General features: G+C 41.2%; 16 protein-coding genes. 13 read left to right on the top strand and 3 right to left on the bottom strand.

Translation table 11 applies throughout. The features are described from left to right. Positions 1 to 75: 75 nt before the first annotated feature. Positions 76 to 1,311: a hypothetical protein gene (locus AACH28_RS09625; protein ID WP_146752976.1), complete on the bottom strand. Its 1,236-nt coding sequence runs from the start codon at positions 1,309 to 1,311 to the stop codon at positions 76 to 78. A gap of 44 nt (positions 1,312 to 1,355) precedes the next feature. Then, entirely contained in the window at positions 1,356 to 1,967 is a 612-nt protein-coding gene (locus AACH28_RS09620; protein WP_341832800.1) for a Crp/Fnr family transcriptional regulator, read from the bottom strand. Positions 1,968 to 2,229: 262 nt separating this feature from the next. Here AACH28_RS09620 and AACH28_RS09615 point away from each other — a divergent pair, with 262 nt between their 5' ends. The 12 genes from AACH28_RS09615 (at position 2,230) to AACH28_RS09560 (ending at position 12,590) form a co-directional block, all read left to right on the top strand. Next, positions 2,230 to 2,706, top strand: a complete 477-nt coding sequence (locus AACH28_RS09615) for a cytochrome c (RefSeq protein WP_341832799.1) — start codon at positions 2,230 to 2,232, stop codon at positions 2,704 to 2,706. 59 nt (positions 2,707 to 2,765) lie between these two features. Then, a complete protein-coding gene (gene nosZ / locus AACH28_RS09610; protein WP_088160563.1) occupies positions 2,766 to 4,754 on the top strand; it encodes a Sec-dependent nitrous-oxide reductase in 1,989 nt (662 codons plus the stop codon). A gap of 11 nt (positions 4,755 to 4,765) precedes the next feature. After that, complete coding sequence (locus AACH28_RS09605) at positions 4,766 to 5,380, top strand: hypothetical protein (RefSeq protein ID WP_198386050.1); 615 nt, start codon at positions 4,766 to 4,768, stop codon at positions 5,378 to 5,380. Next, the gene (locus tag AACH28_RS09600; RefSeq protein ID WP_341832798.1) at positions 5,367 to 5,816 is read left to right on the top strand and encodes a nitrous oxide reductase accessory protein NosL; all 450 of its coding nucleotides are present in this window, start codon (positions 5,367 to 5,369) and stop codon (positions 5,814 to 5,816) included. Before AACH28_RS09605 ends, AACH28_RS09600 begins: the two co-directional genes overlap by 14 nt. 10 nt (positions 5,817 to 5,826) lie before the next feature. Beyond that, entirely contained in the window at positions 5,827 to 7,077 is a 1,251-nt protein-coding gene (locus tag AACH28_RS09595) for a nitrous oxide reductase family maturation protein NosD (RefSeq protein WP_070565743.1), read from the top strand. Next, the gene (locus AACH28_RS09590) at positions 7,074 to 7,787 is read left to right on the top strand and encodes an ABC transporter ATP-binding protein (protein ID WP_341832797.1); all 714 of its coding nucleotides are present in this window, start codon (positions 7,074 to 7,076) and stop codon (positions 7,785 to 7,787) included. The genes AACH28_RS09595 and AACH28_RS09590 overlap by 4 nt, the downstream gene beginning before the upstream one ends. Positions 7,788 to 7,794: 7 nt before the next feature. Beyond that, positions 7,795 to 8,562, top strand: coding sequence for an ABC transporter permease subunit (locus AACH28_RS09585; protein WP_070565740.1), 768 nt, complete (start codon positions 7,795 to 7,797; stop codon positions 8,560 to 8,562). Positions 8,563 to 8,591: 29 nt separating this feature from the next. Next, positions 8,592 to 9,518: an iron-sulfur cluster repair di-iron protein gene (gene ric, locus AACH28_RS09580; RefSeq protein ID WP_075991505.1), complete on the top strand. Its 927-nt coding sequence runs from the start codon at positions 8,592 to 8,594 to the stop codon at positions 9,516 to 9,518. 14 nt (positions 9,519 to 9,532) lie between these two features. Next, positions 9,533 to 10,360 carry a DUF2249 domain-containing protein gene (locus AACH28_RS09575; RefSeq protein WP_341832796.1) on the top strand — a complete coding sequence of 276 codons (828 nt, stop codon included), beginning with the start codon at positions 9,533 to 9,535 and terminating at the stop codon, positions 10,358 to 10,360. Position 10,361: 1 nt separating this feature from the next. Continuing rightward, positions 10,362 to 11,624 carry a hypothetical protein gene (locus tag AACH28_RS09570; protein ID WP_341832795.1) on the top strand — a complete coding sequence of 421 codons (1,263 nt, stop codon included), beginning with the start codon at positions 10,362 to 10,364 and terminating at the stop codon, positions 11,622 to 11,624. 37 nt (positions 11,625 to 11,661) lie between these two features. Next, positions 11,662 to 11,991, top strand: coding sequence for a metal-sulfur cluster assembly factor (locus AACH28_RS09565; protein WP_070565732.1), 330 nt, complete (start codon positions 11,662 to 11,664; stop codon positions 11,989 to 11,991). Positions 11,992 to 12,143: 152 nt separating this feature from the next. Next, positions 12,144 to 12,590, top strand: coding sequence for a nuclear transport factor 2 family protein (locus AACH28_RS09560; RefSeq protein ID WP_341832794.1), 447 nt, complete (start codon positions 12,144 to 12,146; stop codon positions 12,588 to 12,590). Positions 12,591 to 12,837: 247 nt separating this feature from the next. On the opposite strand, the gene AACH28_RS09555 is transcribed toward AACH28_RS09560, so the two are convergent. Next, the gene (locus AACH28_RS09555) at positions 12,838 to 13,881 is read right to left on the bottom strand and encodes a hypothetical protein (RefSeq protein WP_341832793.1); all 1,044 of its coding nucleotides are present in this window, start codon (positions 13,879 to 13,881) and stop codon (positions 12,838 to 12,840) included. A gap of 276 nt (positions 13,882 to 14,157) precedes the next feature. Here AACH28_RS09555 and AACH28_RS09550 point away from each other — a divergent pair, with 276 nt between their 5' ends. Next, positions 14,158 to 14,604, top strand: a complete 447-nt coding sequence (locus AACH28_RS09550; protein WP_341832792.1) for a nuclear transport factor 2 family protein — start codon at positions 14,158 to 14,160, stop codon at positions 14,602 to 14,604. The last annotated feature ends 268 nt before the right edge of the window (positions 14,605 to 14,872 follow it).

Genomic DNA, 14,872 nt, shown 5'->3' with positions numbered 1-14,872 from the left:
AGCCATGTCGAGAGATGTGGCTTATTTTCTAGCTATTTCATGATCGATCATCTCTCATGGCTTATGCTAATAGCATCATTTGCGTAATTGGGTTTGCGTTATCCTGTAGAGGCTGACAACAATAATAGCTGCAGCGACCGTCAGCACATGATGTGTTCCCCTGATAGAATAATGTATAAATCCACCGAGCCCCTGCAACATTAACACAAATTCATTCAAAAAGATTCCAACAAGTAAGCCATAAACGCCATAGTGAATGCCTTTTTCGATTTTTAACATACAAATCTGAAAAGCATACCCAATTAAAAAGAGTGATATTACCACCAAAAGGACGAGGTGAAGATAAGCAATAACAATTGGTCGAAATCCATAAGCTTGTTGGCTCAGAGCAGGTATGACCGATATGCCTTGCAATATCAGTTTGAGAAAAATGGCAAACAGGACACATAACCAAATTTTAGATGTATCGGGGCTTAAGCGGAGTGAAATATTGCTTCGGACCAGTCGGACGACTCGTTGTGCTAATGTTCCCCACAGGACAAATTGCAATCCGACTGTAATGACTATAATAATATATAGCCACAGGGGTAAACCCTTCCACCATAGAACAGATAAGAAATAGGTTGGTATAACAGTCATGACATACACGAGCGAAAAACGCGGACTTATTGGTATTTTACCAGTACGTTTATACAGCCAACTGGCAAACAGAGCAATACAGCCAAAGAAAAACCAGCCATTATACTGAAAATGAAGATAAAAATAGACTGATGCAAGCTGTTTTAATGGATCCAGTTGGTGGCTCACTTTGAGATATGCCAGAAAATAGGTCCCTAGTGAACTAAATATATTGAAAAATAGTGCCGACTTAATTAAGATCGAAATGGCCGGAGGAAGCGTCGATGATTTAAGATCCCGCACTAATTGAAAGCAGAACCAATAAGAGACAAGTATCGATAAAAAGGATAATATAATCGAACATAGGTTATAGCCAGCAGCTGAAAAGGAAATAAGCATGCCTATCGAAACCGTCCAATTAGCCCATAGGATATGCTGATATTTCCTGCACAAAATCTGATTGGTTTTTATTCCCAGAACGGTCATTATGAGAAAAATCATAAGAGCTTGGGATACCCAGGCGGAAAAAGCAAAATGCGAATGCGCATGCATGAGGTTTTTCTGGTCGATCCAAGGAATGGGAAATAAAAATTTTAAGCGCATAATCAACCCGAAAATACCTACAATAAGTAAATTGAATAGGGTGATGACGATCCATTTCCTGATACTTAAATAGCTACTGATTTTATTCATACGTTGATTTCTTTCCGATAGCTGAAACATCGTTGTTTCAAGCTTCAATCAATACCATCGGGCGGAACAAAAACTTTTCCGCGGATAATGTTCAATTTATCTTCCTTGTCCATTTGCTTCATTGTCCGGATGATTGTTTCTACTCTTAACCCGGTCATATTAGCCAATTGTTGGCGCGTAAGCATAAGTCGGTTGCATTCCTGACAAACGAGTCTCTTGCTTTCATTTAACTTTTGGATCAGATTGGAGAGGATCTCCTCCGGTGAACGATTGTAAATTAATTTGATCATAAAGAGTTTAAAGTGTAGTTCGCGCGCCATCTTTTGTGATACCAAACGATGTAGGTTGCCATATTCATATATGATTTCGATGAATTTTTTCGAACTGATCTTCAGTAATGTACATGAACTGTCGGTAATTGCCGTCACTGTATAAACGCCATTGTCCAATATCGCTACTTCTCCAAAGCCCTCATTGGCACAGATAACATTGTGGAGGACCTCCCTACCGTCTGATAAGAAATTAGAAAGACGAACTCGCCCGCTTAACAACTGATAATAAAATGTGGCCATGCTATCCTCATGAAAAAGTATTTCACCAATATCGGCATGTAGGCTGCTCGCTCCCTTTTCGAGAAGTATTGCGGTTGGAATCATCGTTCGATATAAGTTAGTTTTTACTACACAGCGTAAAGATATAGTAGTGTCACAAAAAAGATCTTGATGTTGATCACGGGAATGAGTGATGAAAATCAATATGGTGTTAATGTGCTTATATATAGTGTTTTATTGTTTTTGATTGATGGTTTGTTCTCACCGGAATCATTTTATGATTTGCCTCATAAAATGGCTACACGCTTCGATAATACCTTTGGATTAAGTAAAACACAATCAAGTTTGAACACAAAACCAAAATAAGATGAGAAAGCTAATTGTATGTTGTTTGATGGGATTATTTATCTATTCCTGTTCCTCAAACAATGGCGAGAAAAAGACCGTTGCCAACAGTGTTAATGAATCTGGGGCTTCGGCAAATGACGCCAGTGGATATGATCCTCACCGCGGTGAGGGAAAATTTGACAAAGTGGAAATCGCTGACCATTTGGATGCACGAATGGCCGCAGCCGGAAAATTGATTGTTGACCTGAAATGTGCTTCCTGCCACAAGCTAACCGACGAGAAACTAGTCGGGCCAGGATGGAAAGGTGTGACACAACGGAGAAAACCACAGTGGATCATGAATTTTATCACTAATCCTGATCCGATGATCGATAAGGATCCGGAATTACAGGCGCAACTTGAACTATGCATGGTCCGGATGCCTAACCAAAATCTAACGGACGAGGAAGCCCGAAAGGTATTGGAGTTTATGCGACAAAATGATGGTGTAAAATAATAAAAGCTGAATAAGAATCAACAAAGCTGCATAGGTATTAACCTTAAAATAAGAATAGAATGACTTTAACAAAATACATATTGACGAGCCTAATGGCGAGCGCGGTGTTATCGACTTTCCATGCCTGTAAACCCAAAGGAGCGGGAGCCGCCGTGAGTGGTGATGCCGCTGAGAAGGTATATGTTGCCCCAGGGAAATACGATGAATTCTACAATTTCGTATCCGGGGGATTTAGTGGGCAGCTCTCCGTTTATGGACTTCCATCCGGCAGATTATTGCGTGTAATACCCGTTTTTTCACTAGATCCCGAAAAGGGCTGGGGTTTTAGTGAAGAAACTAAACCGATGCTCGAAACGTCCCATGGCAATGTACCTTGGGATGATTTACACCACGTGCAGCTTTCGAAAACCGATGGAAACTACGACGGCCGCTGGGTATTTGTCAATGCCAACAATACCCCCCGTATTGCCCGGGTGGATCTGACAACTTTTCGTACGGCTGAAGTACTCGAACTCCCCAACAGCGGTGGAAACCACTCTTCGCCGTACATTACTGAAAATACCGAATATGTTGTTGCAGGAACGCGATTTTCGGTTCCGCTGGACGGTGAGTCGGGCGATGTACCTATCAATACCTTTAAAAAGAATTTTCGCGGAACATTGAGCTTTGTCAGCGTCAATAAGGATAATGGCAACATGGAATTGGCTTTTCAGATTGAGACACCCGGTGTAAACTATGACCTGAGCCGAGCCGGTAAAGGGACTTCTCATGGTTGGTTCTTCTTCTCCACCTACAATACCGAACAGGCAAATACATTGCTGGAGGTCAATGCATCCAAAAATGACAAAGACTTTATATTGGCCGTCAACTGGAAAAAAGCCGAAGAGTATTTGAAAGCCGGAAAAGGGAAAAAGGTTACCGGGTTGAAGTATGCCCATAACACTTACGACGAGAAATCACATACCGCAAAAACATCTTTTAATACAGAAACGATCGTATTGAAGGCAGAGGAGCTGGAGGGGCTATGCTACTATATCCCTTGCCCAAAATCTCCGCACGGTGTCGACGTTGATCCTACAGGCGAATATATTGTAGGGTCGGGTAAACTGGCTGCGGTCATACCTGTATTCTCGTTCGCTAAGATGCAGAAAGCAATCCAGGAAAAACAATTCGAAGGAAAATTCGGTGGTATCCCAATTATCAAATACGAATCTGCGCTGTACGGCGAAGTCCAAAAACCTGGCTTGGGCCCACTGCATACAGAATTTGATGGCAGAGGAAATGCAATCACGTCATTCTTTGTGTCTTCCGAATTGGTGAAATGGAATATTAAGGATTTAAAGGTGCTCGACCGTACACCAACATTTTACTCAACAGGCCATTTAATGATACCTGGTGGAGATACCAAAAATCCAGAAGGCAAATATGTCATCGCCTATAATAAGATTACGAAAGACCGCTTTCTCCCTACAGGACCGGAGTTGGCTCAGAGTGCCCAATTGTTTGATATCTCGGGAGACAAAATGCAATTGTTGTTAGACTTTCCGACCATTGGTGAACCACATTATGCGCAAGCTATCAAAGCGGAGAAAGTGAAAGACAAAAGTGTGAAGATTTTTAAAATTGAAGAAAATACCAGCCCATTTGTTGCCAAAGGAGACAAAGATGCACGCGTTGAACGTAAAGGTAACCAGGTACATGTATACCTGACATCCATCCGTTCACACTTCACTCCGGACAATATCGAGGGTGTACAACTAGGCGATGAAGTCTATTTCCATGTGACCAATATTGAGCAGGACTGGGATATGCCGCATGGCTTTGCTGTCAAAGGCGCAAAGAATGGAGAATTGCTCATTATGCCGGGAGAGACACAGACATTGAAATGGGTTCCAGATAGAGTAGGTGTATTCCCGTTCTACTGTACGGATTTTTGTAGCGCGTTACACCAAGAGATGCAGGGGTATATCCGTATCTCAAAAAAAGGAAACAATGTTCCGTTGATTTATAGTCTGGGAACCAATCAACCGCAAGAGAAGACCAATTAATATAACCTACAATGATGAAAACTACAAGTCACCTGTCAGCAGTACATCGGATTCTTTTGATCCTGAGTGGCCTGGCCCTGGTAGCGGTCATCTTCCTACCCATCTGGCGTATTGAGCTCGACGCAGCACAATACCCAGAAGGGCTAGAACTACAGATCTATAGCAACAAGTTGGCCGGACAAGTTGATATTATCAATGGACTGAACCACTATATCGGGATGAAAACGCTACATGCGGAAGATTTCATAGAATTTAAGGTCTTGCCCTATATCATCTTATTTTTTGCGCTTGCTTTTTTGCTTACCGGTTTCGTGCAGAATAGAAAACTGCTCTATGGCTTATTCTTTTGTTTTCTGCTTTTTGGAGTCGCAGCCCTGGTTGACTTTTATATCTGGGAATACAACTATGGGCATCAGCTCGATCCATCTGCACCGATAAAAGTTCCCGGAATGTCTTATCAGCCACCACTGATCGGATACAAACAGCTTTTAAATTTTGGCGCCTATTCTATACCTGATATCGGGGGATGGATCTTTATACTCTGTGGAATTATCTTGGCCTTTTGTACAGTGCGGGAGTGGCAAAATAATAAAACCCTAAAACTAAAATCATATGAGAAACTATAAATTATTTGCGTTGATCTGTAGTAGTATATTGCTGGTTCTATGTAGTTTGCAGGCCTGTCAGGGCAACAATAAACCCAAGCCTATTAAATACGGTAGCGAGCAATGTTCCCACTGTAAGATGACAATAACGGACGCGCGTTTTGGTACGCAGCTGCAGACAAAAAAGGGACGGGTCTTTAATTTTGATGACGTACAATGTATGATCGCCTTTGTCAAAGGGAACTCGGTCAAAAAAGAAGAGATTGCCGTTTATTACCTGCCGGATTATGTTAGCCATAAGCTCGTACCGGCTGAAGGTGCATATTATCTCAAAAGTGAAGCCTTGAAAAGCCCAATGCGAGGCAATGTTGCTGTATTTGAAAAACGGGTGGAACTGGATAAGGTCAAAGCAGAGATCGGTGGCACGGTGATGACCTGGAATGATCTGTGGAAATAAATGAATAACAATGAAGAATCTAGCTTTAGCGTTGTACTGTGCAATGGCTTGTCTTTGGCTCGTAAACGTGCCTGTATCGGCGACAACCATCCAGGTAGGAAAGGGGCAGTCGGTCAGAACAATAAAGGCTGGCTTAGCACAAGCGAAATCAGGTGATACCGTTTTAGTAGCGGCGGGTGTGTATAAGGAGGGGAATATTGTTATTGATAAGGCAATTTTCCTGAAAGGCCTGGGAAAACCTGTGCTGGACGGCGAGAAAAAATATGAACCGCTCTCGATCAAATCACCGCAGGTTACTGTTCAAGGCTTTTTAATACAGCATTCGGGACATTCTTCCATGAATGATATTGCCGGTATTAAAATTTACAATACAGCGCATATCAAAATTTTTGACAATGAGCTCGTGGACAATTTTTTCGGGATTTATGCGCAGAATGCTACAAACGTTGAAATACGGGGCAATATCCTCAAAGCTTTTGGTACAGCGGAGCAGCTGATTGGTAATGGTATTCATGCTTGGAAATCAGATAGTTTAAGTGTTGAAAATAATGAAGTGTCTGGACATAGGGACGGTATTTATCTTGAGTTTGTGACCCATACTCGAGTACAGGGCAATCTTTCTGAAAAAAATCTGCGCTATGGTCTCCATTTTATGTTTTCCCATGAGAACAGTTACATCTCAAACACCTTTCGCAGCAATGGTGCAGGTGTAGCTGTTATGTATACCAAGCATGTCCATATGGAAAACAATAATTTCGAAGAGAATTGGGGCGATGCCGCCTATGGATTGTTGCTCAAAGATATTTCCGATAGTCAGATCATCAACAATCAGTTTAGCCGCAATACCACGGGTATTTTTATGGAAGGATCGAATCGTATCCATATTGAACATAACAATTTTAAGAGCAACGGATGGGGGCTCAAGATTCAGTCGAGCTGTATGGACAATGTGCTTAAAGACAATAATTTTCTTCAGAATACCTTTGATGTTGCCACCAATGGTACCCTTACACTCAACAGCTTTGTGCATAACTATTGGGACAAATACGAGGGATACGATCTGGACAAAGACGGATTTGGGGATATCCCTTTTCGTCCCGTTAGCCTATTCTCGATGATGGTTGAGCGCTATCCTTCGGCGATGTTACTTTTTCGAAGTTTTATGGCCATGTTGTTCGACCGGACTGAAAAGCTATTACCAAGTCTGACACCCGAGGGGCTTAAAGACGATAAGCCTCGCATGAAATCAATAAAAGTATGATTAGTATCCAGCAGTTAACGAAAAGCTTTGGAAAATTCAATGCATTAAAGGGCATTGATCTGACCTTGAATGGCGGCGAATGCGTTGCCTTAATTGGCCCCAATGGCAGTGGTAAGACTACTTTGATCAAGTCTGTCCTAGGTATGGTCATGCCGAGTGCCGGACGGATCACTTTTGAAGGACAGGACATTGGAAAGCAATGGGCTTATCGGAACCATATCGGCTATATGCCGCAGATCGGTCAATATCCTGAGAATATGTCCATCAAACAGGTCCTGGATATGATCAAAGATATCCGTAAACAGCCCCAGGCGGATTCGGATCTTTATCAGGCTTTTGGCGTGGACAAGCTGTTGGAAAAACGGATGGAAACGCTTTCCGGTGGCACAAGACAAAAAGTAAGTGCCTGTATCGCATTTATGTTTGACCCCAAAGTACTCATCCTGGATGAACCTACAGCAGGACTGGATCCTCTGTCTACCGAAATTCTCAAGGATAAAATCAAAAAAGAAATCGGACGCGGTAAACTGATCATCATCAGTTCCCATGTGCTTAGTGATCTCGATGAATTTGTATCGCAGATTGTCTTTCTGCAGGAAGGAGAGCTGAAGTTTCATAAGAGTTTGCAGCAATTAAAAGAAGATACAGGTACTGAAAAGCTATCTAAAGCAATCGCTTATTTGATGCAGAACCGCGACCTGTCTAATTAGAGAAAAGATGAATAAAATTATACGCTACGTTTTTGTGGATCTCTTGCGCAACAAGACCATTTTATGCTACACCATATTACTCTTTGTACTTTCCATGACGGTCTATAGCATGGAGGACAACTATGAAAAGGGATTACTCAGTCTACTGAATATTGTGTTGTTTGTAGTTCCGCTGATGAGTATCATTTTTTCAGGCATCTATATCTACCAGAGTTCCGAGTTTATCAATTGCCTTGTCAGTCAGCCTTTGCAACGGCAAAGCATTTGGGGCAGCCTGTATGTGGGTCTGGCAGGTGCACTTAGTTTAGCTTTTTTTATTGGCGTTGGCATACCAACTTTTATCTATGCATTTAGCTCTTCGGGAATTACTTTGGTCGGTTGCGGACTGTTACTTTCTTTGATTTTCGTTTCGATCGCGATGTGGACATCTGTATTGATCAGAGATAAGTCGAAGGGGATAGGATTGGCAATTTTGCTTTGGCTTTATTTCACGCTGCTTTTTGACGCACTGGTGCTTTTCATCCTATTTCAGTTTGCGGATTATCCCATCGAACATGGAATGGTTGCACTGTCCATGCTCAATCCCATCGATATCTGTCGCATCCTTATTTTATTACAGGTCGATCTATCCGCGATGATGGGCTATACAGGGGCGATATTTCGGGATTTCTTCGGTAATACATTCGGCATTGCGATCACCCTGTTGGTCATGTTGCTCTGGTGCCTCATTCCTCTAGGGCTATCTATTCGCTATTTTAAGAAAAAGGATTTATAATAATTTATTGACCATTTAATACTATTATCATGATTAAATCACCGTTATTGGAGGTTTTCAATATAGAACCTCGACTTAAACACCCGACCATATTTGATCACTTCGATGCCCTGGATTCGGGCGAGTCATTTATTATCAAAAACGATCATGATCCTAAACCGCTCTATTATCAGTTGCTGGGTGAACGTGGAAAGGATCTCATTTGGAATTATCTTGAATCGGGGCCCGAATACTGGCAGGTTCGCCTTGGCAAACCGCTCGAAAGCGAAACACTGGAAACCGTTGGCCATATTGCTGCCAAGGATATCCGCAAGGCCGAAGTTTTAAAACAGCTTGGGGTAGATTTTTGTTGCGGTGGTAAGCAGACGCTTAAGGAGGCCGCTCATAGTGTTGGTCTCGATGAAATTGAATTGCGCAGACGGTTAAACCAATCCGAAGAGCTTCCTATAGCCGGCCCACCGCTAAATTTTAAAGATTGGGATATCGATTTTTTAAGTGATTATATTAAGAATGTTCATCATCGGTATGTCCGGGAAAAAGGACCGATTATTCAGGAACTTGCACATAAAGTGGCCGATGTGCATGCACAGCAGCATCCCGAGCTGGTCAACTTGTCCAAAGAACTCGATGCCTTTCTTGATGACCTTTACCATCATTTGGATAAAGAGGAGAAGCAGCTCTTTCCGGCAACCAAGAATGAACAAGAATTGACCAGCAAACAGGTAGAGCAGCTCATTCAATTTTTGATTTCCGAACACGAAGATTCAGGAAAGGAACTTCAGCAGTTGCGCAAAATTACCCAAAATTACACATTGCCAGCCAATGCCTGCAATTCCTACACGTCATTATTTTCACAGATCGAATCTTTCGAATCCGATCTTTTGCAGCATATCCACCTGGAGAATAATATTTTATTTCCAAAGTTGCTCGCGAGCTACGGTGTTCAAATGAATTAAAAACTAGAAAAGCCATGCGGATAAACCAGCATACCAAGATTTCAGAACTGATCAGCTATAATGACTTAAGCATTGAAGCCATTGCAGCTATTGCCAAACCCTTGCGTAAGATCCGGATCCCGGTGTTGCGTCGGATACTGGCCCCTCGGGTCTCCATAGGCGAAGCAGCAAAAATTGGCGGATGTTCGGTTGCAGATTTTCGTGCTGCGCTGGTACCGCTCGGCTTTATTTGGATGTCAGATGGAGCTGAGAAAGTCAATGATCCATTCGATGCAGCAGAGCGGCCAAGTTGGATGGATGATGCAGCAGTGACGGTTGTATTCGATGTGAGACCCCTATTGGAAATGGGGCAAGATCCATTAAAAGATATTTTTCAGTTGTATCGCTCACTCGTCGCAGGAGGGATTCTTTGCATCAGCAATTCATTTGTCCCCATTCCATTGATTAGGCGTATGGAGGAGCGTGGAGTGCCAAGCTATAGCCACGAATGGGCGGAGGGCGAATTCAGAAGTTACTTTTATAAAAAAGATACAGTGCTGTCCGTTCAGCCTGCTGAGGGCGATCATATTTCATTTGTGCCGAAACGACTTTTTGAGCAGAAATTAGCGCGACTTTCCGCGCTTCAACTTGTTACATTGGATGTCAGGACATTGCCTATGCCGCAGCCCATGGAATCAATTCTTGAGGCCTTTGCTCAACTGAAAGCCGATGAGGTTGTCTATGTAAAACATCGGAAGGTTCCGCTCCATTTACTAGAAGAACTGGATCATTTTTCTTATCGGATTTTCATCCATGAACAACATCCTGGAGATGTCCATCTGTTAATTTACCCCGTTAAATAAAATGGCACATATTGCTATTCATAAGAGCCCAGAAGCGTATGCTGTATTGCCGTTTTTTATCACTGCGGGCATTTTTTTTCTACTGTTCAGCTTCCTCTTGGTTTTTAGCGGGGGGCAGCTCTTTGGGCACCATTTTCAACCAAAAGTGCTGGCAATCGTCCATAGCCTAGCACTAGGTTGGGGCACGATGGTGATTTATGGAGCGGCGTATCAGCTGGTGCCGGTTATTTTTGAACGTTCACTTCGCTCTTCCAAATTGGCATTTTTCAGTTATATCCTATTGACATCGGGAACCTGTGTGTTGATTTATAGTTTCTGGTATTTCAAGATCGGTTTACTCATGTGCGTTGGAGGGCTATTGATTACGCTCAGCTCCTACCTGTACTTCTACTTGCTGTGGATGACGACTAAAGATGTGGAGCATCTATTTGAACTACGCCTTTATTTTACGTTCTCGGCCTTCTGGCTTTGTTTTACAACCACCTTAGGCCTTTTGCTTGCCATTAATTTAGCCCATGGTTTTCTAACAAAAAGTCACCTCGATATCCTAAAGCTACACGCCCACGTCGGTATTGTTGGTTGGTTTTTGCAGTTGATCCTGGGAGCGGGAGCGAAGATGCTGCCGATGTTTCTCTTGGGACAATCCACCAAAACAAAGTGGCTTTATGTTTCGGTCATTTTGATAAACCTTGGATTGGTACTTTTTTTATTGGACGGATACAGCCATCCTGTGGGATTAAGATCTCTTACCTTTGGAGCAATAGTGCTATTGGGAGTAGTTTGCTGGGCCGTTTTTGTCGTGGATTGTTTTGTGCACCGGGCGCGTAAGGTACTGGATATTCCGATGAAACATAGTTTCATTTCCTTTTTGAGTTTATTGTTCGCGTTTCTCACCTTACCTATGGTTGTCCGGCAGGAGTCTGGTAATTGGGTGAATTTATATGCCGTATGGGTGTTTTTTGGATGGTTAACGGGTATTATTTTAGGGATGACCTATAAGACCCTGCCTTTTATGATCTGGAATTGGCGCTATAAAGATCTCAATGGCATCAAAAAAATACCTTTGCCCAAGGAACTTTATAGTCAGCGATTACTTTCTATACAATATTATCTTTACCTAGTGGCGCTTGTCGTCATGGCGGTTGCTGTAGCCGGTCGATTCAGGTGGGCATTATACTGTGCAGCCTGGCTTTGGGCAGCACTTGCTGCTGTTTATGTTGTCAATGTCGGAAAAGTAATTTTTCATCAAAGAAAAAGTAAATAAACTACGCACCTCGCCTATATATTTAATGAAAGATACCATGAAAATTGATCTAACAAAACCGGAGGCTTCCGATCAGTTAAAAGCTGTTCAGGTATTGATGCTTGTGATGGATCCCGAATTGGGGATCAACATCGTAGATATGGGCTTAATTTATGATATTAATTTAACCGATCCCAGTCGTATTGTTGTTACCATGACGTTATCTTCATCCTATTGCCCGATGGGCGACTCTATCGTTCATGGCGTTGAAAAAACATTGCAACAGCAATTTCCACAGCGGGCAATAATTATCGAGCTCGTTTGGGATCCTATTTGGACTCCCGATCGGATCAGCGAAGAGGGAAAGAGCCTATTGGAACGAGAATGATTTCTTGAAGAATAAATTCACCTCCCTATTTCCGCTATTCGCCGAGTTTTCCCGATCGTTAGTCTAAAGCCTTTAGGCTAAGGGCCTATTGTGTTGTAGTTTTGAGTCAACAAATAAGAACAACAGAACTAACACTATAAAATAAAGACATTATGAAAACGCTAGTAAAAACATTCGCAGCAGCAGCCCTAATCGCAGTATCTACATTCGCTATGGCAGCTGAAGGGCCAGGAGCAAAAGCAACAAAAACAAACGTTAACCTTTCTACAGCAGATTTCGCTTTAGAGCACTATGTTGCGGTAACCACAAAGGGCGAATCAGCAGGGGTGGAACAGTTATTCGCCGAAGATTTTAATCAAAAGATCCAAGCTTCCAATGCGCAGTCTAACAGCCGTAGCGAAGTGGTTAAATCCTTGAAAAAGCAAAAAGGCGAAAAGCTAAACTGTACAGTAAGCACAGCTATCATCGAGGAATCGGCAGACTATATGGTGGCTAAAGTAACGTTGAAATTTGAAAACTTCACCAAAACAGATTTAGTTACCTTGGAGCGTGTGGGCAATGACTGGAAGGTATCCAAATCGATCAATTCGTATAAATAGTATCTAATAACTAGTGGTTTGTCAGCTCAGGCAGACTACAGACCTCTAGTGAATCATATGTTTATTAAGGCCACGTCGTGAGATGTGGCTTTTTTTACGTCAAAAGGGCCTGATTCTTCATCAGCCCCTTTATCTTAGCTTTTATTTGTATAGTAATTTTTATATTTCCTATCGTTTCTTCACCAAATGTTTTTAAGATAATTGAATTTACAATGTATAACGCCAATGAAACATTGGGTATTGATAACTATAACATTGATTTCAAGTTTGTGTTGTCCAAACCTTTGTTTTTAAAAAAATCTTTGAGTGGTATTCCATTAATTTTCTTTGTTTTATACCAAAGGTTCAGTTTTCTATTGAGCTGTTTATCGGGCATATAATTTAACTTGGCTTTTTTGAAATAGTCCAAAAAATTACCATTTAATATACCATTGTCCCAATAGAACTCAAAATCACCAACTCCTTCTACTGCATACCAATCATTACCTTTATTTAAATCTGCACTTTTTGTAAAAGGAATGTGAGGCTCATTTGTCCAAAATTTATCTATAGCTATAGTTCGACCTTGATTATTTAAATTTATCGTAGTATCTTTTATTATTCCCCCTTTTAGCGTATTTAACTTTTCAGCGGAGAGATAATTTTGTTTTGAAAAATTCTTACTCTGCGGATATATTCCCGCTGCATTGGTTCTATAAGGCTCCATATAGCCATTACCAATAAAATAGGATTCAGTTAAGGTCTCGTTGTCAACTAAAAAATATTCATTTTTTCGCTTTATCACGATTTTATAATCCGTTCTCTTCAAATTGAGTGATGGCGTCTCTGAAAAAATACCTAAAGGAGCATAAGTCGCATAAAATATATCTTTTGCTGAGGTTCGCAATAGGCTATCCAAAGAAATTACGTTTATATCCTTGTTAACAATGGCTTTCGAGATATTTTTTAGCTCAAATTTAGACCTTGTCAACGGCGTTATTGTAACTAAGATATCAACGGGTAAACTTTTCCCTTCACGTTCAAAGCTTATAAAATTCTGAAATACTTTTTGATTTGAATCATCATCAGTTATGCTTTTTTTGAACAGAAAGTTATAAATAGTTAAGTCTGGGAAATTGGTGCTGTCGGATCTGATTTCTGCATATGTTCTTTTGCAGAATAAATGCCCGTCCAATGAATCGGTTAGTTTGTCTTGATCAAACACAACATATCGGGTTTGAGCAAAGCAGCTACCAATAAGTTGGAAGGCTGATACGGCTAAGAAAGTAAATAAGATTATTATTTTGCGCATGATATTTTTTTATTATTTAATTGTCCAATTGGTGAGCAGGTAAGGACTTATTAAATATATACCTTTCGTTTTATGCTCCATTGACTTTTGTAATTCCCTATTTAAATATAGCTCAATTGAAGCGATATTTTGAATGAGAACTTTCACCTCCCCATTCCCGCCATTCACCGAGTTTTCCCGATCGTTAGTCTAAAGCCGATAGGCTAGGGGCGTATTGTGTCGTAGTTTTTAGTCAACAAATAAGAACTAAAAAACTAACACTATAAAAAAAACATTATGAAAACGCTAGTAAAAACATTCGCAGCAGCAGCCCTAATCGCAGTATCTACTTTCGCTATGGCAGCTGAGGGACCTGGAGCAAAAGCAACAAAAGAAAATGTTAACCTTTCCACAGCAGATTTCGCTTTAGAGCACTATGTTGCGGTAACAACAGAGGGCGAGTCAGCAGGAGTAGAGCAGTTATTTACCGAAGATTTTAATCAAAAGATCCAAGCCTCCAATGCTCAAAATAACAACCGTAGCGAAGTGGTTAAATCCTTAAAAAAACAAAAAGGCGAAAAGCTAAACTGTACAGTAAGCACCGACATTTTAGAAGAATCAGCAGACTATATGGTGGCTAAAGTAACGTTGAAATTTGAAAACTTCACCAAAACAGATTTAGTTACTTTGGAGCGTGTGGGTAATGACTGGAAAGTATCCAAATCAATCAATTCGTATAAATAAGGGCGATTTCAAATAAATATATATGTTGTAAAGCCATGTCGGGAGATGTGGCTTTTTCATGATCTATTTAAAATAGCGAGTTGCCTCGGGGATAGCCAGCTAGTGGATCGCAATTACAATAATTAAGTAGAAAGAAAGTAGAAGAATTAGTAGAAAGATAGTAGTATCACCTCGTTTATAGATCTTGAATACACTTGAGTTGGTCGTGTAGTTTAATCACACCTTTTCCTTCAACAGCTCATACGAGGAAGCGTTGATGAACTGGATA

It is taken from the genome of Sphingobacterium thalpophilum (assembly GCF_038396785.1).
Lineage (GTDB): Bacteria > Bacteroidota > Bacteroidia > Sphingobacteriales > Sphingobacteriaceae > Sphingobacterium > Sphingobacterium thalpophilum_A.
Note: the sequence above shows the minus strand (reverse complement) of the source record. Positions and strands in the feature narration are given on the sequence as shown.